21 protein-coding genes are annotated in these 21,102 nt (G+C 55.4%); 2 read left to right on the forward strand and 19 right to left on the reverse strand.

All coding sequences use genetic code 11. The features are described 5' to 3' along the window. Positions 1–473 precede the first annotated feature (473 nt). Complete coding sequence (locus H522_RS0102415) at positions 474–971, reverse strand: hypothetical protein (RefSeq protein ID WP_026961081.1); 498 nt, start codon at positions 969–971, stop codon at positions 474–476. A gap of 270 nt (positions 972–1,241) precedes the next feature. On the opposite strand from H522_RS0102415, the gene H522_RS17150 reads away from it, so the two are divergent. Together H522_RS17150 and H522_RS0102425 are read left to right on the forward strand one after the other, a co-directional pair. Beyond that, positions 1,242–2,462, forward strand: coding sequence for an IS4 family transposase (locus tag H522_RS17150; RefSeq protein WP_035452310.1), 1,221 nt, complete (start codon positions 1,242–1,244; stop codon positions 2,460–2,462). Continuing rightward, positions 2,453–3,265, forward strand: coding sequence for a tyrosine-type recombinase/integrase (locus H522_RS0102425; protein WP_026961082.1), 813 nt, complete (start codon positions 2,453–2,455; stop codon positions 3,263–3,265). The genes H522_RS17150 and H522_RS0102425 overlap by 10 nt, the downstream gene beginning before the upstream one ends. A 251-nt stretch (positions 3,266–3,516) precedes the next feature. Here the strand turns inward: H522_RS0102425 and spo0A are convergent, their stop codons facing one another. The 18 genes from spo0A to accC all read right to left on the reverse strand — a co-directional run bounded on the left by spo0A (position 3,517) and on the right by accC (position 21,098). Beyond that, complete coding sequence (gene spo0A, locus H522_RS0102430; protein WP_026961083.1) at positions 3,517–4,368, reverse strand: sporulation transcription factor Spo0A; 852 nt, start codon at positions 4,366–4,368, stop codon at positions 3,517–3,519. A gap of 35 nt (positions 4,369–4,403) precedes the next feature. Next, positions 4,404–5,795, reverse strand: a complete 1,392-nt coding sequence (gene spoIVB, locus H522_RS17155; protein ID WP_051343720.1) for a SpoIVB peptidase — start codon at positions 5,793–5,795, stop codon at positions 4,404–4,406. A gap of 95 nt (positions 5,796–5,890) precedes the next feature. Next, positions 5,891–7,591 carry a DNA repair protein RecN gene (gene recN, locus H522_RS0102440; protein ID WP_026961084.1) on the reverse strand — a complete coding sequence of 567 codons (1,701 nt, stop codon included), beginning with the start codon at positions 7,589–7,591 and terminating at the stop codon, positions 5,891–5,893. Positions 7,592–7,615: 24 nt separating this feature from the next. Continuing rightward, positions 7,616–8,467, reverse strand: coding sequence for an NAD(+)/NADH kinase (locus tag H522_RS0102445; protein ID WP_026961085.1), 852 nt, complete (start codon positions 8,465–8,467; stop codon positions 7,616–7,618). 33 nt (positions 8,468–8,500) lie between these two features. Next, positions 8,501–9,016 carry a hypothetical protein gene (locus H522_RS0102450; RefSeq protein ID WP_026961086.1) on the reverse strand — a complete coding sequence of 172 codons (516 nt, stop codon included), beginning with the start codon at positions 9,014–9,016 and terminating at the stop codon, positions 8,501–8,503. Between the two features lie 46 nt (positions 9,017–9,062). Next, entirely contained in the window at positions 9,063–9,914 is an 852-nt protein-coding gene (locus H522_RS0102455) for a TlyA family RNA methyltransferase (protein WP_026961087.1), read from the reverse strand. Beyond that, positions 9,911–11,848, reverse strand: coding sequence for a 1-deoxy-D-xylulose-5-phosphate synthase (dxs, locus tag H522_RS0102460; RefSeq protein ID WP_081411809.1), 1,938 nt, complete (start codon positions 11,846–11,848; stop codon positions 9,911–9,913). Before dxs ends, H522_RS0102455 begins: the two co-directional genes overlap by 4 nt. A 20-nt stretch (positions 11,849–11,868) precedes the next feature. Beyond that, the gene (locus H522_RS17160; RefSeq protein ID WP_051343724.1) at positions 11,869–12,429 is read right to left on the reverse strand and encodes a CNNM metal transporter family protein; all 561 of its coding nucleotides are present in this window, start codon (positions 12,427–12,429) and stop codon (positions 11,869–11,871) included. Positions 12,430–13,269: 840 nt separating this feature from the next. Next, a complete protein-coding gene (locus H522_RS0102470; protein WP_026961089.1) occupies positions 13,270–14,184 on the reverse strand; it encodes a polyprenyl synthetase family protein in 915 nt (304 codons plus the stop codon). Next, positions 14,181–14,453, reverse strand: a complete 273-nt coding sequence (xseB, locus tag H522_RS17165) for an exodeoxyribonuclease VII small subunit (RefSeq protein WP_035452312.1) — start codon at positions 14,451–14,453, stop codon at positions 14,181–14,183. The genes H522_RS0102470 and xseB overlap by 4 nt, the downstream gene beginning before the upstream one ends. Further along, positions 14,389–15,843, reverse strand: a complete 1,455-nt coding sequence (gene xseA / locus H522_RS17170) for an exodeoxyribonuclease VII large subunit (RefSeq protein WP_051343726.1) — start codon at positions 15,841–15,843, stop codon at positions 14,389–14,391. Before xseA ends, xseB begins: the two co-directional genes overlap by 65 nt. Positions 15,844–15,849: 6 nt before the next feature. Further along, positions 15,850–16,860, reverse strand: a complete 1,011-nt coding sequence (locus H522_RS0102485; protein WP_035452314.1) for an NAD(P)/FAD-dependent oxidoreductase — start codon at positions 16,858–16,860, stop codon at positions 15,850–15,852. 82 nt (positions 16,861–16,942) lie between these two features. Beyond that, positions 16,943–17,953 carry a Kae1-like domain-containing protein gene (locus H522_RS0102490; protein ID WP_026961092.1) on the reverse strand — a complete coding sequence of 337 codons (1,011 nt, stop codon included), beginning with the start codon at positions 17,951–17,953 and terminating at the stop codon, positions 16,943–16,945. A gap of 11 nt (positions 17,954–17,964) precedes the next feature. Continuing rightward, positions 17,965–18,378 (reverse strand): transcription antitermination factor NusB, encoded by a 414-nt coding sequence (gene nusB / locus H522_RS0102495; protein WP_026961093.1) that lies wholly within the window; start codon positions 18,376–18,378, stop codon positions 17,965–17,967. Between the two features lie 41 nt (positions 18,379–18,419). Further along, complete coding sequence (locus H522_RS0102500; protein WP_026961094.1) at positions 18,420–18,650, reverse strand: hypothetical protein; 231 nt, start codon at positions 18,648–18,650, stop codon at positions 18,420–18,422. Between the two features lie 10 nt (positions 18,651–18,660). Beyond that, positions 18,661–19,200, reverse strand: a complete 540-nt coding sequence (gene amaP, locus H522_RS0102505; protein ID WP_026961095.1) for an alkaline shock response membrane anchor protein AmaP — start codon at positions 19,198–19,200, stop codon at positions 18,661–18,663. A gap of 58 nt (positions 19,201–19,258) precedes the next feature. Further along, positions 19,259–19,678, reverse strand: a complete 420-nt coding sequence (locus H522_RS0102510) for an Asp23/Gls24 family envelope stress response protein (RefSeq protein WP_026961096.1) — start codon at positions 19,676–19,678, stop codon at positions 19,259–19,261. A gap of 76 nt (positions 19,679–19,754) precedes the next feature. Continuing rightward, entirely contained in the window at positions 19,755–21,098 is a 1,344-nt protein-coding gene (gene accC / locus H522_RS0102515) for an acetyl-CoA carboxylase biotin carboxylase subunit (protein WP_026961097.1), read from the reverse strand. Positions 21,099–21,102 lie beyond the last annotated feature (4 nt).

A 21,102-nucleotide genomic window follows, 5' to 3' on the forward strand; every position in this document is an offset into this window, starting at 1 on the left:
CTCCGTGATCGACATGTTCGAGGGGATCTGCACGATGGATATTGAAATTCATGGTGAACGCCATCGAATCACCAATACCCATCTTGAGCCACAGTTGGAACGGGTACTGTCTTTCCTGGATATGGACCTGAGCATCTTTGGAGTTGCGAAAAAATCGGCCTGATGGGCGATTGCGTCAGCACGCCCGGCGTTTCCAAATCCGATCAAATTTCCAAATGATCGCACTTTCATAGAACCATATAAAGGGAACGGCGGAGAGCAGGGTTGCTGTATCAAGGCAAGATATTGAGTTTCCAGTCAAGAGCCGATTCTTAGGCGCGGAATCTGTGTCAAAGAATGAGTTGCGTGGATAGGAGAGATCGACACAGAAACAAACCGCCGTCCGTTACAAGCGGACAGCGGTTTGTTCAAAGGCAACCCCTTGGTCGTCTTGTACAACGATATCCCATTCCAGGAACTTGCGCACCTTCTTTTTATTCCGAGAGCAAATGCTTATTTTTCTTCGCCTTTAAACAAAGATAGATCGAGCTCATCAAAAATCCGATCATGGAGCCACCGATCACCGCAACAAGAGTCCATTCGATAATGTGCCCTAATATATAGGTTAACAATACAGTTCCCCAATTGGCCCAGAAACTTGGTTCCCTATGATTGGAGATACCTAGATAGGGCTGCGTTGAATCTCCAATCGCCAGTTGAATGACATTGGTTAGATAATAAACGATAACCGCAATACACCACGTCAAGCTGTTTGCTAAAGTCGACAGAATTCGTGAGCGGGAGACTTTCACTTCGTATAGAACAATGGGAACAACGGACACTAACCAAAGGCCAACCGTCAACACAAATCCAACAGTGTTCCCCCAAAAACGGGAATCAATCCGCCAATATGTCAGGAAATTGGGAAAATAAAAGTCAAAGACACCAAATAGAATCCCTACGATAATATAGATGTACCATCGTCTTTTCATACGCATAAACCTCCCCGGTACAGTTTTCATTCAACGGGTGTTCTGTCGAATCCCTATCCCTTATCAGTCCAAAAGAACAAGGTCTTTCGCCTTATTGTACTAGCTTTGCATTAACAAGATCTCGGTTTGTCAAGGGGTTAAGATGTCAGATTTTATAGGCATAAGGTTATGAATGTTCATTGTACTGTCATCCATGTACATGAAAAAGTCTCCTGAAATGAGAAATGAACAGGTAGCCCTGTCCAAATCTCATATAGAAGGAGATTATACATGGACAAGGGTACCACACGATCGGCGTTTGCGGAATACCTTTTCCCGCTCGGCGCCGAGTCCATACGACAGGAATTGAATCGTCTCAGGTTGGATCGGTATGTGAAGAAGTTCGGGACAGTGCCGTTGATTGGACTCTTCGTGTTTGCCCAAGTTCGCCAGGTCGGATCGCTTACCGATCTCAGCCTAGAATTGGCGGCGAATGGGGACGTTCAGAACGAACTCGGGTTGAAGTCTATCAGTACAGCGCAGTTGTCCAGAAGGCTGCGGGATATGCCGCCGGAGTTCATGGATTTCGTCTTCCGCCAATGCGTTCAGCAAATCTATGACCAGGTCGGTATGAGGCGAGCGAATGAAAAGCTTGGACGAATTCATCTTGTCGACTCATCCACGATCACCATGTGCCTATCTCAGTATCGGTGGGCAGAGTTTCGGAAGACCAAGGCCGGCGTGAAGATGCATCTGCGCTTGGTCTTCATGGACCGCCAGGTGATCCCCGACAAAGTCATTCTGACCCACGCTCGTCATGCGGACAAGACGAAAATGGATGAGTTGATTGTCGTGGAAAAGGATGCCCTCAACGTATACGACAGAGGATACGTGGATTACCGCAAGTTCGATGATTATTGCAAGGCCAAAACCCGCTTCGTAACTCGCCTTAAGGACAATGCGGTCATTCACGAAGTGCTCGAGGAGCGTATGGTGGTGCCAGACTCACCGGTTATTCGAGACGCCTTGGTTTGCTTGGGCAGTTACCCCAACTACGTGATGGAGTACCCCTTGCGCTTAATCAAGACGACAGACAGCGAAGGTAACCCCGTCACGATTCTCAGCAACGATGCGAAACTGAGCGCCGAGGAAATCTGCGACGTTTATCGCTGGAGATGGCAAATCGAGCTTTTTTTCAAATGGGTCAAGCAGCACCTGGTACTCAAACACCTTTATGGCAAAAGCGAAGCGGCTGTGTATAACCAACTGCGCCTTGCGTTGATCACGTACTGGCTCTTGGTCCTCATGCAGTTGAAGGCGGCACACCGAGGCAAACTGCTGGAGGTCTACAAATGTATACGACTTTACTGGGACAAGGACTTCGCAGAGTTTGTACGGGCCTTGTATAAGAGGCCAAGCCGAACATCCCGAGGTCAACGAAGATCACAGACGGAGCGCAATGGGACGATCACCCATTTAATCAGCGAACCCGGACATGCCAGGTGGGCCTGAAGGCCACCACCATCAACAACGAACGACGGTATCTGGGTGCATTCTTCCATTACCTCGTCCGAAAGGGTATTTTGCCCGTATCTCCAGTGGCAAACATCGGGAAGATCCGAGAAGACGAGACTGGCTACGGCAGTGTCCCAGATCCAAGCGAGATCTGGCGGCTCATCCAACAACCCAATCGGCAGACTTTTTCGGGGTACCGGGACGCCACCTTGATCCAAGTTCTTGTCGATATCGGCATGCGTATCAGCCAATGCTTGGCGCTGCGAGTTGAAGACGTAGACACCAGTCAGCGCATCATCCGCGTCCGGCCAGAGATCAACAAGACCAAACAAGGTCGTAACATGGTCATTACGGAGGGCACCGCCTATATGCTCAGCGTCCTGATTCGATCCATGGCACCCGTCACCTCGGAAGACTTACCCTGGCTGTGGATTACGGATGAAGGGACGAATCTCACTTACACGGCCTTCATCAAGCAACTGCACAAATACGCACGAATGGCAGGACTTGACCCGAAACACATCAGCCCACACATCCTCCGACACTACAGCGCCGTTCAGCACTGCCGGAACGGTGCCACGTTGGAGCAGGTTCAGGCACTGCTGGGTCACAAAAATATCCAGACCACGATGCGGTATTTACGAGGCTATAAACACGATCTACGAGAAATCAATAATCGGTACAGTCCAGCACATGACCTCATCCAGAAGCCAGGACGTAAGCCCGGAAAACGGAAAATCACTTGGACAGGCGATGCACCGCTTATGTTCTCGGATTACCTCTCTCCCGACAATCCATAACATGAACGAGAAATGAACCACTCCATCACCTCGGGATGGGGTGGTTCGTTTTTACGGCTACGAGCAAACGCCGTTCACGATCTTGGGCATTTGACAGAGACATTCCGCTGATGTAATATTTCCCTAAATTGAAAGAAAGGAGTTTGTGGCCATCGTGTAGTGAAGTTCATTGGAATTCATCCAGAAGATCCAGAGGTACTCCAAAACGATTTTCTGATACCATCTCCCAAAAACCCTTGGCCCATCAACCCTTACCCCACCTTATATTCAATCCGCAGCTTGTCCGCAATCATAGCAATAAATTCGCTATTGGTGGGTTTTGTGCGGGCAGCGCTTACCGTGTACCCAAACACGTTTCGAATCGCTTCCATGTTTCCGCGTCCCCACGCCACTTCAATCGAATGTCGGATAGCGCGCTCAACCCGAGATGGCGTGGTTTTGTAGCGTTCCGCAATCTGTGGATACAGCACCTTTGTGATGGAGCCGAGGATCTCGACATCGCGAAAGACAATAGCAATGGCTTCGCGCAGATAGTGATATCCCTTGATGTGGGCCGGTACACCAATCTCATGAATAATCTGCGTAATGGCCGCGTCCAGGGCATGGCGTGAAATCGGCGAATCTTCTTGAGCTTCCGATTGGGTGGTGACGTGTACACCACCCCTCCCGACGTTCATCGCTGTGGACGCTCCCGGCAGAGCTGGGGCCTGTGCGGTCGCTGCGACGGCCGCGGGTGCACAGACCTGACGAATTCGTTCCACCAGCACGGGCATGTCAAATGGTTTCAACACGAAGTACGAGACGCCCAATTCCGCCGCACGCCGCGTAACAGACTCTTGCCCAAAGGCCGTCAACATAATCACTTTGGGTAAACGGTCTCCACTCTTTACCAACCCCTCCAAAGCGCCTAGACCATCTAAGACCGGCATAATGATATCAAGGATGAGGACGTCTGGCTGGTGTTCACGCACGAGCTTCAACACATCGTTGCCATTATAAGCCAAGCCACAGACGGTCATATCCTCTTGGCTTGAAATGTACTCATTCAACAATTCCGCAAAATCCCGGTTATCATCGGCAATCAATACACGAAACGCTGCCACTCAGCAATTCCTCCCCACTTAACTGTCGGTTTTTGTTATTCGACATGTCCAGCGGATGTCCTGCCGAAGGTTTCTGAATAGTTTTCGCGCGAAAGAAAGTTCATTCGACATGATTCGACAAAACGAGAGGGCGAGAAAGCCGCTTGGATTTCCTTCCCGTCCTCCTCGCCCTCACTTTGACATTCTTGCATCATCCACCGAGCATACACTCCATATCCCCGTGTGGGGTCCGACACAAATACGTGCGTGACCGCGCCAATCAGTCGACCGTCCTGAAGAATCGGACTACCACTCATCCCCTGTACAATTCCGCCCGTCAGTTTCAACAAACGGGGATCAGTTACGCGAATGACCATGCTCTTTGTCGCTGGATGGGTTTGTGACTGTATGTTTTCAACCTGTACCTGGAACGCTTCCACAGTTTCGCCGGAAACGACCGTTAAGAGTTGAGCGGGTCCATCATGAATTTGCGAAGGTAACGCGACAGGCACTTCATGTTGTAAATACAAATTTGGGGGTGGTGCTTGCATGTTGCCAAAGATACCGAATGCCGTGTTTTTATCGATCTCGCCGATAGGTGTCGTCGGGGAGACAAAACGACCTCGCTTCTCGCCGGGGTGACCTGCGGTTCCCTTAATCATTCCAATCACTTCGGCCGGATACACGGTACCCTGCCCGTCAATCGGCTGACCGGTATCCACGTCCGTGATAATGTGACCTAGGGCGCCAAACCGGTGGTGATCCGGATCGTAAAAGGTTAATGTGCCAACGCCAGAGGTACGGTCGCGTACAAACAACCCGAGACGTTCTCGGCCCGTCTTGTCTTGTACCGGTTGCACGCGCACCGTTCGCACTTGTCCATGACGGCGAATCGTCAAGGTTAACACATCTCTCGGAGCGACACGTGCCAACAGACGCTGCAGGTCGTCGGCACTGGTCAAGGGCACGCCGTTTAGACGTTCGATGACATCCCCAATTTCGACGTGCGACTGCGCTGCCGGAGAGTTCTGGCCTCCGACGTGCTGATAACCAATGACCATGACGCCATGCGACTTCATGCGAATGCCCACCGATTGCCCGCCCACGTAAACGATCTGTTGCGGGACAACCTCGACGCGCACAGCCTTCCAGGGAAGGATGCTAAAAACCTTCGTCGAGACATAGGCCTCTCCGAGACGTTTACCAATCAATGAAAATACGGCGGGACGCTGTTTCGTCTGGACATCCGCTTCCACGACACGCGGATCGGACGAATTCACACGAAAGGTTTTCCACCCGACGACGACATCGGCCCGATCACCCAGCGGCAGCCAAACCTCTGAAGGGGACTCTGTCAACTGACGAACCGGCGGCGACAGACAAACCGCCAGGACAGTTATAGCCAGCAACACGCGCCACCACGAGCATAACCTGCGTCTGAACTGCATCTTCAAGCCCCCCTTGACGGCACCTCCCACGGTTCGCTTCGTGGTTGTAAGGTACCCCAGGGGGAGCCCTTTAATGATGCAAAAAACATACCACGTCAGGGCGTGGATGTAGACGCTCCCGTAAAGCCATCCATCAACGCCTGGGCGTGCCGAAAGGCTGTAGCATCCGCCAAGTCCGCCCCGATGAGCCGAGCCACCTCGCCAATGCGCCCTTGCATATCTAGGCGCTCGACCACGCTCACCGTGTCGGTCTCCCGTTCTACTTTGCGGATGAGGAAGTGATCAACCGCAGCGGCGGCAATCTGCGGGGAATGCGTAACGCAGAGAACCTGGCGGCCAGCACCGAGCCGGCGCAGTTGGCTGGCCAGCTTATGAACCGCCGAGCCGCTGACCCCTGTGTCGATCTCGTCAAAAATTAAGGTTTCCATCTGATCCACATCGGCTAACACGGATTTTATCGCCAACATCGTCCGCGATAACTCTCCACCCGAAGCAATCTTGGACAATGGCTTGAGTTCTTCCCCTTTATTGGCGCTAAACAGGAACACCACTTGATCTTTGCCGTGTTCATTGAGGACCGGATCGCCAGTCGTGGCAAGTCGTACGCGCACTTCGATGCGAAAACGCGCATGATGCATATCCAATGAGCGCAGAACCTGTTGAATTTCCTCACTCAATCGCTCGGCCGTCTGGACCCGGGCTTGATGCAGAGATTCAGCGGCCGCTGCAAGCTCACGCCAGCATACATCTCGCCGCTCCGCCAATTCCGCGAGTTGCTCCTCATGACTCTGCAGGCGCTCGCGTTCCTGAACAATTTGCTCATAATAGCGGAGAATATCAACCTCGGTGGCCCCGTATTTCCGTTCCAGGGCGCGGATCTCAGCCAAGCGGTTTTCGGTTCTTTCCAATTCCTCCGGATCCGCATCCAATTGGTGGCCAAACCGGGACAGAGCATGTACAGCCTCTTCCGCGTGCACCTGCGCCGTCTCCAAGAGCGTCACGGTCTCCTGCAATTCGGTCGCAAACTGTGAAGCCGCCGCCACCTGTTCGCGAGCTTCGGCGAGCGCGGAAACCGCCCCCGGGCCCCCTTCCAAGAGTTCTAAAGACTGTTGCACGCCACGATAGATTTTGTCCAAATTTTGCAAACGCGCACGACGCGCCCTCAGGTCGTCCTCTTCTCCCGGAGAAATACGCGCCTGCTCAATCTCCTCGATTTGGAAGTTCAAAATGTCGAGCCGTCGAGCCCGCTCCTGTTCATCCATCTGCGCATTCCGCCAGGCTGCATCCGCTTCTCGCCAAGCCGCGTAGGCCGTTCGCATCCGTTCCAATGCTTCAGTATGCCCACCGTATAAATCCAATACGCGCATCTGCTCCTCGGCGCGGACCAGCCCTTGATGCTCATGCTGCCCGTGCTGCTGCACCAGTTTCGAACCGAGTTCCCGCAGCATCTGAACGGTGGCCAGACGACCGTTGATGCGACACACGTTTCTTCCCGAACGGTGAATCGTACGCGACACGAGAATCGGATCGTCCGGCTCCTCCGCAATCCCCCAATCGGCTAACAACTCCCGCACCTCGGCGCGAGTGGTGTCAAATAGCGCCTCGACGATGGCGTCGTCGCACCCGGTACGAATCCAATCCACGCTCGCCCGATTCCCCAACAACAGACCAATGCTATCGAGAAGAATAGATTTCCCAGAGCCCGTTTCCCCGGTAAACACGGTCAATCCAGAACGCAGATTCAAATGCAGCGATTCAATGAGGGCAATCCGCTGAATGGACAGTTCTAACAACATGAACGTTCATTCCCCCCGTCGCCATCACCGGTTTCCTTCCCCGCCATGCAGCTTCGTGCGCAAAACCGAGAAAAACTCACGATCCCGCCATTTCACAAGCACCGCATCCGCAGGGGAGCGACGAATGTCCACCGCGTCGCCGGGCTGTAACCGCACGCTCACCTGCCCGTCAACCGTCATGACCAGGTCTTCATGGGCGGCATGCGCAACGAGGTGAATGTGTTGCGTATCATCGACCACGCAGGGGCGCGTAGAGAGTGTGTGGGGACAAATCGGCGTGATGAGAATCACGGACAGATGGGGACAGACAATCGGGCCACCACAGGACAAGGAGTACCCGGTCGATCCAGTCGGTGTTGAAATGATGACCCCATCGCCGCTGTACGAGTCTAAGAACACGCCATCCACGTAGGTATCCACCGTAACCATGTGGCCGAACGCGGCCTTGGCGACGCCAACCTCGTTTAGGGCGACCATGCGTTCAAATTCCTTGCCATCGCGAGAGACGTTGGCTTCTAACATTAATCGATTTTCCAAATCGTAATCCCGGTGAACCAGGCGATGGACGATGTCATCTAGGTCCGCGGGTTCGGCTTCGGTCAGAAACCCGAGGCGTCCCATATTGATACCTAACAGGGGGACGTTTCGACCCACCAGTTCTCGAGCCACGCCCAGCAGTGTACCGTCACCGCCCAGTACGCACACCAGCTCTGCCTGAGCGAGGTGAGAACGTACCGATTCTGGCCATCCTCGATTGATGGCTATCTTCTCGCTGTATACGTTAAGCCCACTGGACTCAAGCCGCCGCGCCAAGGCGGATTGCACATCCAGTGCGCGTGGTTTGTTTGGGTTGGCCACAACCGCAATCGTTCTCATTGCCGGTCCCTCCTCGTCAGGTCCTCCGCCGCCTTATGCCATGTGGGACCAGATTAAACCAATCAGGATGCCTGATAATAACCAAAGACAACGATTGACGACCTTGCGCGTCGTCGTATAGCGTGGGGCGTTCAGATCAAAATCCACCTTATGCGCTTGCTCTTGATCGAGATCTACATGAAGAATTCCGTCCACCTGAAACGCAACGTAAAGTGGATACCATTGATCGCGAAGCCGAGTACCACTTATTCCCGTATCGCGTGCGTTTACGACCTTGACCAGATAAGAGTGAGGCCCCTTACGGACGATAAAATCAGCGGTCAAGGTTTTCCGAAACTCACGGGCATCGTAATAACCAATCCACTCGGCGCGGGGTTTCACGCGAACGACTTGGTATCCGTTCTCCTCAAGCCACTCTTTGGCGGTGCTAAGTTTCCCTTTTAATGGGACCGCTTGTTCGGGAGATCGCCATTGGGAGAACATCGAACGAACCACCAGCGAAACAAAGGCGGCTCCGATGACGATGGCAATTACCGCCTGCCAACTCATGCGCTCCCTCCTCATACCGGTCCCTCCGGACCGGGAGGGTCAAGCCCTATTCACAAGCGGATAAATCCACCTGTTCGCCGCGAAGTTCAGACCAAGCCAAAGTCACGACCTCGTTCGCCTTGGCCAACCAGATCGACGAGTCCGTCAGGGAAGATTCGAGATCCATATGCCACCAGGCCAAATACTCCAGATTCCCGTCACCGCCCGTAATCGGCGAATAATCCAATCCTCGACAGGACAGTCCGTGATCGTAAATCCAACGGACCAAGTCCCGCAGGACCGCCAGGTGCGTGCACGGATCACGCACGATGCCGCCCTTGCCGACCTTGTCCCGTCCCGCTTCAAACTGAGGTTTCACCAAACTGATGATGTCGCCGCCGGGCGTAAGGATTTCGGTTAATTTGGGTAGGAGCAAGCGCGTCGAAATGAAAGACACGTCCATGACCCCGACCTCCGGTCGGGGAGAGAATGATTCGGGGTCCACGTAGCGAAAATTCGTTTTCTCCATCACCCGCACACGCGGGTCTGTCCGCAAGCGCCAGGCCAACTGTCCATAGCCGACATCTACGGCATAGACCAAGCTCGCTCCGTTTTGCAAAGCACAATCTGTAAAGCCTCCGGTGGAGGCCCCGACATCCACCACGACTTTTCCGTCCAAGCGAACGTCAAATCGCCGCAGAGCCCGCTCGAGTTTTAGGCCGCCTCGACCTACGTAGGAATGCTCCGCCCGCTCGGTCGTCAGCACCGCATCCTCTGCAACCATCGTTCCTGGCTTGTCCACCCGCACTCCATTACAGGTCACGAGGCCGGCCATGATGGCCCGCCGGGCGGCTTCTCGGCTCGGAAACAAGCCACGCGAAGCCGCCAGTACATCTACACGCACTTTCGCCATCGTCATCCCCATACCCGGGTGGACGGGGTCTCGTCCTGGCGGCTGTTTGCAACGAGCGTCAAGCCATCCAACACCAATTGCTCGACCGTCAACCCAAGCTCTTCAAGGAGTTCCCCACGGGACCCGTGTTCAATAAACCGATCTGGCAATCCCCGCCGCCGGACCGGAACGTGTCGACCGTTATCCGCCAGGCATTCCAAGACGGCTGATCCGACTCCACCCGCTAAGGACGCCTCCTCAACCACCAATATAGGGATCCCCTCGTCTGCGAACTTCAATACCACATCCACATCCAACGGTTTCACAAACCGCAGGTTCACAACCGCAGCGGAGACCCCTTGCACCGACAGTCGTTCAGCCGCCTTTTGGGCCAATTGCACCATCGGCCCTAAGGCGAAAATCGCCAAATCCGTCCCGTGCTTCAAAACCTCCGCTTTACCGACGGGCAATACTTGCAGTTCCGGGTCAAGTGGAACCCCTGTTCCGTCTGCTCGCGGATACCGGACAGCCACCGGTCCTTGAATCGTGAGCGCTGTACGCAGCATGTGGCGCAACTCGTTTTCATCCTTGGGCATCATCACGGTGACATTGGGTACGGTCCGCAGATAAGAAATGTCAAACGCGCCCTGGTGCGTCTCACCGTCAGGCCCAACCAGACCCGCCCGGTCAATCGCAAACACGACAGGCAGTTTTTGAATGCATACATCGTGAATGAATTGATCGTATGCGCGTTGCAAAAACGTTGAATAGACCGCAAAAACAGGCCGCTTCCCAGCCGCTGCCAAACCAGCGCAAAAGGTGGTCGCGTGCTGTTCCGCGATGCCGACATCAAATGTACGCTGTGGGAACACCTCGGCAAACTTGTTCAATCCGGTGCCGTCGGGCATCGCTGCCGTGACCGCAACGATACGCGGATCCTGCTTGGCCAGCTCGATAAGCGTCTGAGCAAAGACAGCCGAGTAGCTGGGGGCCGCTTTTCCCTTGGACTTGGATGGCCAGGCATGAAATTTGTCCGGGGCAGCTTCCGCGCTCGCGTAACCTTTTCCTTTTTTGGTCACAACGTGAATCAGCACAGGCCCACGCAGACTCTTTGCATCCTTGAGAACACGAATCAGTTCCGGTAAGTCGTGACCGTCAATCGGTCCTAGATATTTAAATCCAAACGCCTCGAAGAGTTGTCCAGGAACGACGAATTGGCGCAGGCTGTCCTTCAGTTTTTCGAGTCCCTTCGTCAAGCGTCCGCCAATCGCCGGCAACTTGCGAAGCGTCTGCTCAATCTCGATTTTTGCACGCGAGTAGGTGGGATCCGTCCGCAACCGCGTCAAATAACGCGATACTGCCCCCACGTTTTCCGCAATGGACATCTCGTTGTCATTTAAAATGACGGTCAGATCTAGGCCCAGGTGGCCGGCATGGTTGAGCGCCTCCATCGCCATGCCGCCGGTCAACGCCCCATCGCCAATCACACACACGACTTTGTGCCGTTCATGGTTCAGATCACGCGCGACTGCCATACCCACACCTGCCGAGATGGAAGTGCTGGCGTGCCCGACCCCGAACGCATCGTGTGGACTCTCATCCCGGCGCGGAAAACCGGCCAGTCCACCGTGTTGGCGCAAGGTTGGAAATTTATCCTTTCGCCCAGTCAACAATTTATGGACGTAGGCCTGGTGACCAACGTCCCAGATCAGTTTATCCCGGGGGCTGTCGTACACCTTGTGCAGGGCCAGCGTGAGCTCCACAACGCCGAGATTGGCACCAAAATGCCCCCCTGTGCGAGCCACCGATTCGACCAGGAATTGACGAATCTCGGCGGCTAGTTCGACCAACTCTGCATCCGTCAGGTGTTTAAGGTCAGACGGTTCATGAATTTGATCTAACAGCGTGACGAACACCCCATTTCTTGCTTCCATAATAACGCATTTCAACACCACCTGCATCGGGGTGGCACACCGGGCAGTTAGTGCCTGCGTTCTCGACGAAAGAATAGAAGGGTATCCGCAGCCCTTGCCCCGAACAAGATGATGGGAGTGGGTGAAGAGATGGCAATCGTTTTTCCACACGCTTTTGCCCCTACCGTCAAGGCGGTTGTAAGCGCTGTCAGAACAATAATCGAAGCTTCCTCCAACCATCCAGACCAACCAAAAGCGGCCGCTAGCTGGGTTGCGACAGCCAACGATCCGGCACCACTTAAAACCCCTGCGATATCCCCGATCACATCGCTGCAGACGCTGGACACCTTTTCAGCATTACGCACGATTTGTATTGCACGGCGGGCGCCAAACACACGCTTCGAGGCCATGGCATGAAACGGCGTCTCGCGAGCAGCGGCAGCCGCCACCCCCAACATGTCAAACAGAGCGCCGATGAAGACAATCAGCAAGACGACAACCGCACCAATGTACCATGGCGCTTTATTTAAAAAAATAGTGGACGTATCAAAAACGCCACTGATAGGAAAGGATAACGCGGCAACGGTAAGGATGAACGGCAATGCACCGCGTAACGAACTTTTTTTCATTATGTATCCACGTACCTCCGCCTTGCCGACTGCCGGATAAGGCAGCCGGGTGGCAGCTTCCTGAGTAAACGCTGTGGCTTAGGTCCAGTAGGTTTTCCCAAGAACGGAACCCCGCGTCGCCGCCAGGGCGGTTTCCCTTTACCCGTTCCTTGACAGCGTCACCGACTGTCAGACTAGATTACCACTCAGTCCACACTATAATCCTCAGAAAGCCCCGCTTTTGGCGAACAGTCTAGGCGTTTTCCGCGACAACCGCTTCTCGTCCCCTAGCCTCTTTTGCAGTGAAGATTTCATGCGGCACCGGCAGCTCCGTCTCGGCCAAGACGGAACCGCCTGCTCCCCGCAATCCTTCAGCACCACTCAAGGCAGGCTACACTGCACACAGATGGTCTCCGCATGCAGGTTCATACCCCAAGCCGTAGCCCCCCTGGCATAGCAGGCCACGCACTTGGGCCTCCGCGAAAGTTGGGTCAGACTCCGCATGCCATTGCGGGCTGCCCACCTTTCTTAACTCCCAGCATCAGCCCAAGGCTGGGCGCCCCAAGCCAACACCAGGAACTTCATCGATGTGCCCTTTGGCGGATTTTTAGCCCCGCCTTCAGGAACGGACGGTTGACTAGAATACTGCGCCACCCGTTGACAGCAACTATTATAGCATACGTCGATTTTACGCCCTAATGCACGCATGCGGGGAGAAAGCGCATCTGGCCACGATGGGCGCCCGACTTTTACAAAGAAGTTGTCCGCAGCCATGCAATCGCACGCGCACACGCCCAAGCACCTGCAAGAGGCATTCTTGACGATTCCGTGGGCGGATCCGGCAAGCTGGTAGATCGGACTTTAATGGGAGCGTCGAATCATATAGTTGGCCAAATCGAATAGTCGAGACGGGAGAACCCCGGTTGCTTCTAGACTCCGTAGCTCGCCCACAGCCATGTCGAACTCTTGCTGAATTCGTTCGCGGGTAGCGGCAATGCCAAACATCCGAGGATAAGTCAACTTCTCGTTCGCCTCGTCTTTCCCGGCGGTTTTCCCAAGGTGTTCCGTCGTTTCTGTCACATCTAATAAGTCGTCGACCATCTGATAGGCAAGCCCGAGATGGAGTCCAAACCTGCCTAGTGTCTGCAGTTGCTGCTCATCCGCAAGAGCGACATGAGCCCCCAAAAGGACCGCAGCCTGTATCAGCTTCGCCGTCTTGTGAATGTGGATGAAACGCAGGTCTTCCTCTGTCCCCATGCGGCCTTCCCCTTCCACATCCGCAACCTGTCCACCGACCATGCCGTAGCAACCGGCGGCGTGCGCCAACGTATAGATGATGCGGAGCAAGGCATCAGCAGACAGCAGGGAAGTCAGACGGGGTTGCGACAATTGTTCAAAGGCGTACGTCAGCAACGCATCACCCGCCAAAAGGGCCATCGCTTCACCAAACACCTTGTGATTGGTGGGGCGCCCACGGCGCAGATCGTCGTTGTCAAGGGATGGCAAGTCGTCATGGATAAGAGAGTAAGTATGAATCATTTCGATGGCTGCGGCAACCGGCAGCGCGTCCTCCGGCGAAGCATCCAGGGTTTCTGCCGTGGCAATGCAGAGGACAGGCCGCAGCCTCTTGCCACCTGCAAGCAGGCTGTAATTCATCGCTTCAAACAATTTCCGTGGCTGAACCTGATCGTCTGCGAAGATTGACGATAAGTACCGGTTCACACGTTCTGCCCACGAGGAAATGTAGGCTTCTGCGCCCCCAGACCAGGTTGTCATGATTCATTCTCTCCCTCCAAGGTATGACCGACCGTCTGGCCCCCATCCACCAACCGTTCAATCTCCAACTCGGCTTGATCAAGCTGCTGACGGCAGTAGTGGACCAGCTGCATCGCTTCCTTATACCTTTCGATAGACTCTGTAAGGGAGAGGGAACCATTTTCTAACAAGCGAACGATCTCTTCTAAACGGCCGAGAGCCTGTTCAAAGGTCAAGGCGGGTTTGTTCGATCCGTCCGGCCCCCCCTGAGTTTCGCCGTGTGTTTCCATCTGTCTTCCCTCCCTCACTTCGCATCACCCGAACGGGTACCGTACCGTCCGCAAAGCGAATGTTTAAGGAGTCACCGGACTTTATCGAGGAGACGGAGGTCACAAGTTCGTGTTCCCCCCGATAAACCAGGGTATACCCACGTTGTAAAACAGCCAACGGGTTGAGCGCCGTTAATTGCGCAATGCGCGTATCGAGTACTGCTGTCCAGTTTTGAATTCGTTGCCGTTCTGTGCCGTAAAGCCGTTGCGCAATCCCTTCCACCTGCCCCCGGGCACGGGTGAGGCGCACGCCCGGCTGGATGCGCTGCAGCCGTTCTTGCAAGCCGTTCAATTGGCGCTCGGTCAGAGTCAGTGGGCGGTGCACCTGGCGCCGGACCTCACCCTCCAGGTAGTCGACCAGCTGCCGACGGCGCGCAAGATCTCGTTCTGGATGCTGTAAACCGGAGCTGGCCACCGTCACTTCCAGGCGCCTTCGGGCACGGTCGACACTGGCGACCAGGGCTTGAGTAGCTTTTTGCTCCAGATAACCAAGAAGCCCTCGCAGCTCCGCCACATGGGGAGCTACCAATTCGGCCGCGGCAGTCGGTGTGGCCGCCCGCACGTCAGCGGCAAAGTCACAAATCGTATAGTCCGTTTCGTGTCCGACCGCCGAAACGACAGGAACCGGACAACGAACCACGGCCCGGGCCACGATTTCCTCGTTGAACGGCCACAACTCCTCCAGTGAACCGCCGCCCCGGGCGACGATGATAACGTCAATCGGTTCCTGTTCTAAGTGAAACCGGGTAAGCTGACGCAAGGCATCGACTACCGTCTCTGCCGCCCCATCGCCCTGTACTCGGGCGGGCGCGAGCAAGACTTTGGCCAGCGGATATCGGCGCCGCAGGGTCGAACAGATATCGCGCAGGACAGCCCCCGTCGGCGACGTGACGACGCCAATCCGACGCGGATAGGTCTTCAACGGGCGCTTGCGCGCGTCGGCAAACAACCCCTCTGCCGCCAGTCGGTCGCGCAGCTGCGTAAACGCAACGTAGAGCGCCCCGATACCGTCCGGCTGCATGTCCTCGGCGTAGAGTTGATACTGTCCATCCCGTTCAAAGACGCTGACGCTGCCGCGTACAATCACGCGCATGCCGTCTTTTGGCGCAAAGGAAAGGGAGCGCGCCCAGCGGGCAAACATCACGGCCCGAATGCGGCTTTTCTCATCCTTGAGGGTAAAGTACATGTGACCGCTCGTGTGGTGCTTAAAGTTTGAGATTTCGCCGACCACCGTACACATCCGCAAACGCGGGTCCCCGTGCAGCCGTTCCTTGATAAGTGCCGTCAGATCGGAGACACTCAAGACCCCATCCGCCGGCAGCGTCCCCCTTTCAATCGCCGGGTTTTCCATTTTCGATTACGCCTTTCGTTCGCTGCTGTGCCCTGGGAACAATCGCGCGTCCGGATCGAGATACGTCTTCGCGTTGTTCACAGCCGTGGGGGCTTCGCCGAATCCGGTCGCAATCAGTTTCAACTTGCCAGGATAGGTCACAATATCACCCGCCGCATAAACGCCTGGAATGTTGGTTTCCATGCGTGTGTTGACGACAATGTCGTTTTTTTCAATCGTCAGACCCCAGTCTTTAATCGGCCCCAAGGATGCGGAAAAGCCGAGACCGCTGACAATTGCATCCACTTCGATACGCTCCGTCTCTTTCGTTTGATTCTGAATCAATGTAGCGCCGCGGAGTCGATCGTCTCCATCTACATCGATGAGTTCGGTAAACGTCTTCACCTCTACACCGGAAGCAAACAGCTGCTTGACACTGTCTTCGTGAGCCCGAAACCTATCGCGACGATGAATCAGGGTCACGTGAGCTGCCGCCGCCTCGAGCATGAGTGCGTAGTCCAGGGCGGTGTCTCCGCCTCCGACGACGAGGACGCGTTGTCCACGAAACCGTTCCAGCTGGTCGATATAATAATAGACGCCCCGCCCATCGAACTTTTGGGCATTGGCTGCAGGCAGTGGACGTGGCGTAAACGAACCGATACCGCCGCAAATAATGACTGCCCGCGTCAAGTGCACCTTTTCACTCGTGCCAAGTTCAAAAACCCCGTCCTCCCGTTTATGCAGGGTCTGCACCTGTTCATTGAGGCAGACGGTCGGGTGGTACTGTCCGGCTTGCTCTTTCAGCTGCTCGACCAGGTCTTTCGCCAAGACCCGTGGAAAGCCTGCGACATCGTAAATGTATTTTTCCGGGTATAACATGGCCAGCTGTCCACCGAGTTGTGGCAGACTGTCAATAATCTTGCAAGATAAATCACGCATACCACAATAGAACGCCGCGAACAGACCCGTTGGGCCTCCGCCAATAATGGTAATATCATAGATTTGGTTATCCACCTGCAGTTTCTGGATATCAGTCATGGTAGAGACCCTCGCCTCCCGCGTCGGAAATAGTCGAAATTAACGATCTAGGCTATTATACCGCACTCTGGACAACCCTGCATCAAGAATGTGCAAGTAGAAAACGGTGCGCGAGATGGGCCGTGCCAACCGCGTTGTCGCGAGCGTACTCGGGCGGAGCCACTGCCACGGGAACACCAGGCAACTGAATGCGCAGCCTGTGCCGCACACGCTGACGGATGGTACGGTTGGCGGCCACTCCCCCAGCGATCATCACACCCTGCACCTCAGGGTGTTGCTGGTAGGCAAAAGCAATCGCCTTGACCAAAGAATTGGCGATGCATGTCTGTACCCCTTGCGCCACCGAGGCAGCGGATACCCCGTCCGCAAGCGCCCGCAGGGCGGCTGAACAAGGCCCAGAAAAACTCATCTGCCCATCGATGACGCGTGAAGGCAACGGGAATGCCTTTTCCGCCCCCTCGGCCAGGCGTTCCAGGTGCGGTCCGGCGGGAAAAGGAAGCCCCATCGCCACACCGACCCGGTCGACAAATTGCCCCGCGTGCAGGTCGAGTCCTTCCCCCACCTGTTCAATGCGGTAACCGAAACGAGTTCTCTCTGCCACCAGGACATCCGAGGTGCCTCCCGAAACGTGAATCCCGATAAACGGCCCCAAAGACGGCGCAAAGTCGGCCTCAGCAGATTCATCTGGAGACAGACCCTTAGATAAGCCATATTCGGCGGCCGCCAGGTGATTTTCTTGGTGTGATACTGGTAAGAGGGGAATTCCGTGACTGCGGGCTAGGGCCAAGCCGAACTGGACACCGACCGTGAACACCGGCATATACGAGCGGCCAAGCGGACGCGGTCGACTGCTCACCCCGATGCCCAGCCACTCTACCTTGGCGTCGATGGACAAGAGTTGGGCGTATAATTCATCCAACAACAGTGGTAAGCGCTGAACATGAAAAAAGAGCGCTTCTGATTGACGAAGCCCTCTTTCTCCAGCTGGCACTGGCAGGATGCGCCGCGCCTGGATCACGTGTTGGCCGCTGACATCCACGGCCGCCAGTGACGTCGTATAGTTGCTTGTATCGATGCCGAGTACCCACTGCATGGGCCTTCCCCCTATGCCTTTGTGCGCGTATAAGGCAGACACCTGGCCAAGACTCCGTTGACAAATCGGCCAGACTCATCCGTGCTAAAGTACTTTGCCAGCTCCACGGCCTCGTTGACAATCGTCGCCGCGTCCACATCCTGTTCTTCCAACAACTCATAAATGGCCAGACGCAGAATGTTCAGGTCCACTTTGGCCATCCGGTCCAAACGCCAACCTTGCACATGGGAAGCCAGCAAATCGTCGATGTCTGCAAGGCGCGCCCGTGTCCCACGCACCAACCGCCGCAGATAGCCCACGTCCTCATCCGAAGCACCAGATACTTCGCCCACGACATGCGCGATGGCCGCTTCCACGTCCGTTTCTCCCATATCCAATTCAAACAGCGCCTGCAGGGCCAGGCGCCGGACATCTCGTCGTCTCACAGCCAAATCCTCCGTTTCCTGCTACAGAAAAAATCGACTCCTTACTCGCCGTATCGTTCAGACAGCAGCTTGTCCACAATATCCTTCCAAGACTGACGCTCCTCCAAAAAGCGGCCGACGACATAACCGGCCGCGGCAAGAAACACCAAGCCAAGGACGGCCCAGAAACCAAACAGCATCCACAAGACCCACAACAAGCACCCTGCCATGAGTCCGTGCCAGCGGCGTTTGCGGGTCACCAGCCAAAGGAGCGCCCCCCGTACCCAGTCCATCGCTGTCCACCTACGCTCTCTGGACCTTCTGTGGACTTCTCGCCAACTCAACCACGTTTACGGTGATCCGTTCGACCAGGATGCCCGAATTCCGTTCGACATACTCCTTGACGGCAGACTGGATTTCACTCCCCATCGCGGATAGATCTACGTCCGGCAGGGCGCGTACGCGAACTGCCAACAGGATGCCGTTTTGTCCGTGCCGCACACGGGAGTCAAACTCCTGCACGCCCCGAATTTCACGTCCGGTTCGATTGGTTAATTGGCGAATGGTATCAAACGAAATGCGGATTTGTCCGTTCGGTCCCGGAAGCGAAATGTATTCTGGACTGGCCTTGCCCACACGGTAGAACAGAAAACGCAGGGCGACGAGCGCAAAGACAACCGCCAAGACGACGGTGTAAATATTCCCGGGATATGTCGTCAAGGTAAGATATACGTCACTTTGCCACTGCGCCCCAGCACCCAGGCCGAAGACGACCAAGAGGATGGAGGCGCATAAAACCCCTAATGAAAGAATCACCAGCAAGAATCGATCAATGATGCTCACAAACTCCCTCCTCGGCAAGCAACGAAGGCGACCGCAGGGGGCCGCCGCATCGCACGTCTTATGCGCGGTTGCGCCTGTCGGGTTCCGAAAGTTCCCTCACCCGTTCCTTGTCACCAGGGAGCACAACAGCGGCTACACTCACGTTGACGCTGGCCACATCCAACCCCGTCATGCCTTCGACGGCTTCTTTGACGTGTTCTTGGATAGCCGCCCCGGTCTCTGGAATGTTCACGCCAAACTCAAGCACGACGGACAAGTCGATGGAACAACTCCGGTCGTCATCGGCGAAGCGCACGCGTACACCTTTGGACAGATTCTTCCGTCCGAGCAGGGATTCGGTAATCCCCCCCGCGATACTCCCCGTCATATCAAGGACACCCGCCACCTCGGTGGCCGCCAAGCCGGCAATCACCTGGATGACCTCATCGGCGATCTGGATTTTACCATATTCGGTGGATTGAAACTCCATGTCTTGCATGGCAAGACATCCCTCCCGTCCCACTTACGTGGCAGTATATCAGAGCCGAATCGGCCGGCCAACCGCGGCCACCCGTTCAGAGCACCGAATTTTCCTCTAAAAACCGTGTGCTGACGTCCCCAACGCGAAATTTTTCGTGCGCAAGCAGGCGCAGGTGAAAGGGAATCGTCGTCTTGACGCCTTCAATCCGATACTCCGCCAAGGCTCGCAGCATGCGATCAATGGCTTGCTCCCGGGTAGGCGCCCATACAATCAACTTGGCAATCATCGAGTCATAGTGAGGTGGCACCGTGTACCCCGGATAGGCAGCGCTGTCCACTCGAACCCCAATACCGCCCGGCGGCAGGTATTCCGTGATGGTCCCTGGCGAAGGCATGAATTGGCGATACGGGTCTTCGGCATTGATGCGGCATTCGATGGCATGGCCTTGCAGATGAACGTCCTCCTGCCGGATCGACAGCGGTTCGCCCGCGGCGGCGAGAATCTGCTCACGGACCAGATCGACACCAGTCACCCACTCGGTAACCGGGTGCTCAACTTGAATCCGGGTGTTCATCTCCATGAAGTAGAACTGTCCGTCCGGTGCATAGATAAACTCGACTGTTCCCGCACCGACGTAATCGACCGCTTTGGCAGCCGCAACCGCAGCATTTCCCATCTTCTGCCGGGTCTCTTCAGTCAACACAGGGCACGGAGATTCCTCGACGAGTTTCTGTAGGCGCCGCTGCACGGAACAGTCTCGTTCACCGAGGTGAATCACATTTCCGTGTTTATCCGCGAGGACCTGAATCTCCACGTGGCGCATGCGCTCAATGTACTTTTCCAAATACACACCCGGGTTTCCGAATGCCGTTTCGGCCTCCCGCTGTGCGGTCACGATGGCCTGGCGCAGGGATGCCTCATCGCGCACGACGCGAATGCCTTTGCCGCCGCCCCCTGCGGTCGCCTTAATGATGACCGGATAACCAATGCGCGCTGCGACCGCAACCGCCTCTTCGACATCCTCGACCAACCCGTCACTGCCTGGCACCGTGGGCACCCCGGCGGCTTTCATCGTCGCTTTCGCCACCGACTTGTCGCCCATCGTCTCAATCGCGTGGCTGCTCGGCCCAATGAACGTGATCCCACAGTCTTCACAGGCCTGCGCGAAGTCGCTGTTTTCCGCCAAAAATCCATACCCGGGATGAATCGCATCGACGCCGCGCAGCGTGGCCAACGACATGATGCTGGGAATATGTAAATAGCTCTTAGCGCTTGGCGTTGGTCCAATACAATAGGCTTCGTCTGCCAATTGGACGTGAAGGGCATCCGCATCGGCCTCTGAATAGATGGCAACCGTTTGAATTCCTAATTCACGGCAGGCTCGGATGACACGAACAGCGATTTCTCCACGATTCGCAATGAGTACACGCTTAAACATGACT

It is taken from the genome of Alicyclobacillus herbarius DSM 13609 (assembly GCF_000430585.1).
GTDB classification, from domain to species: Bacteria; Bacillota; Bacilli; order Alicyclobacillales; family Alicyclobacillaceae; genus Alicyclobacillus_G; species Alicyclobacillus_G herbarius.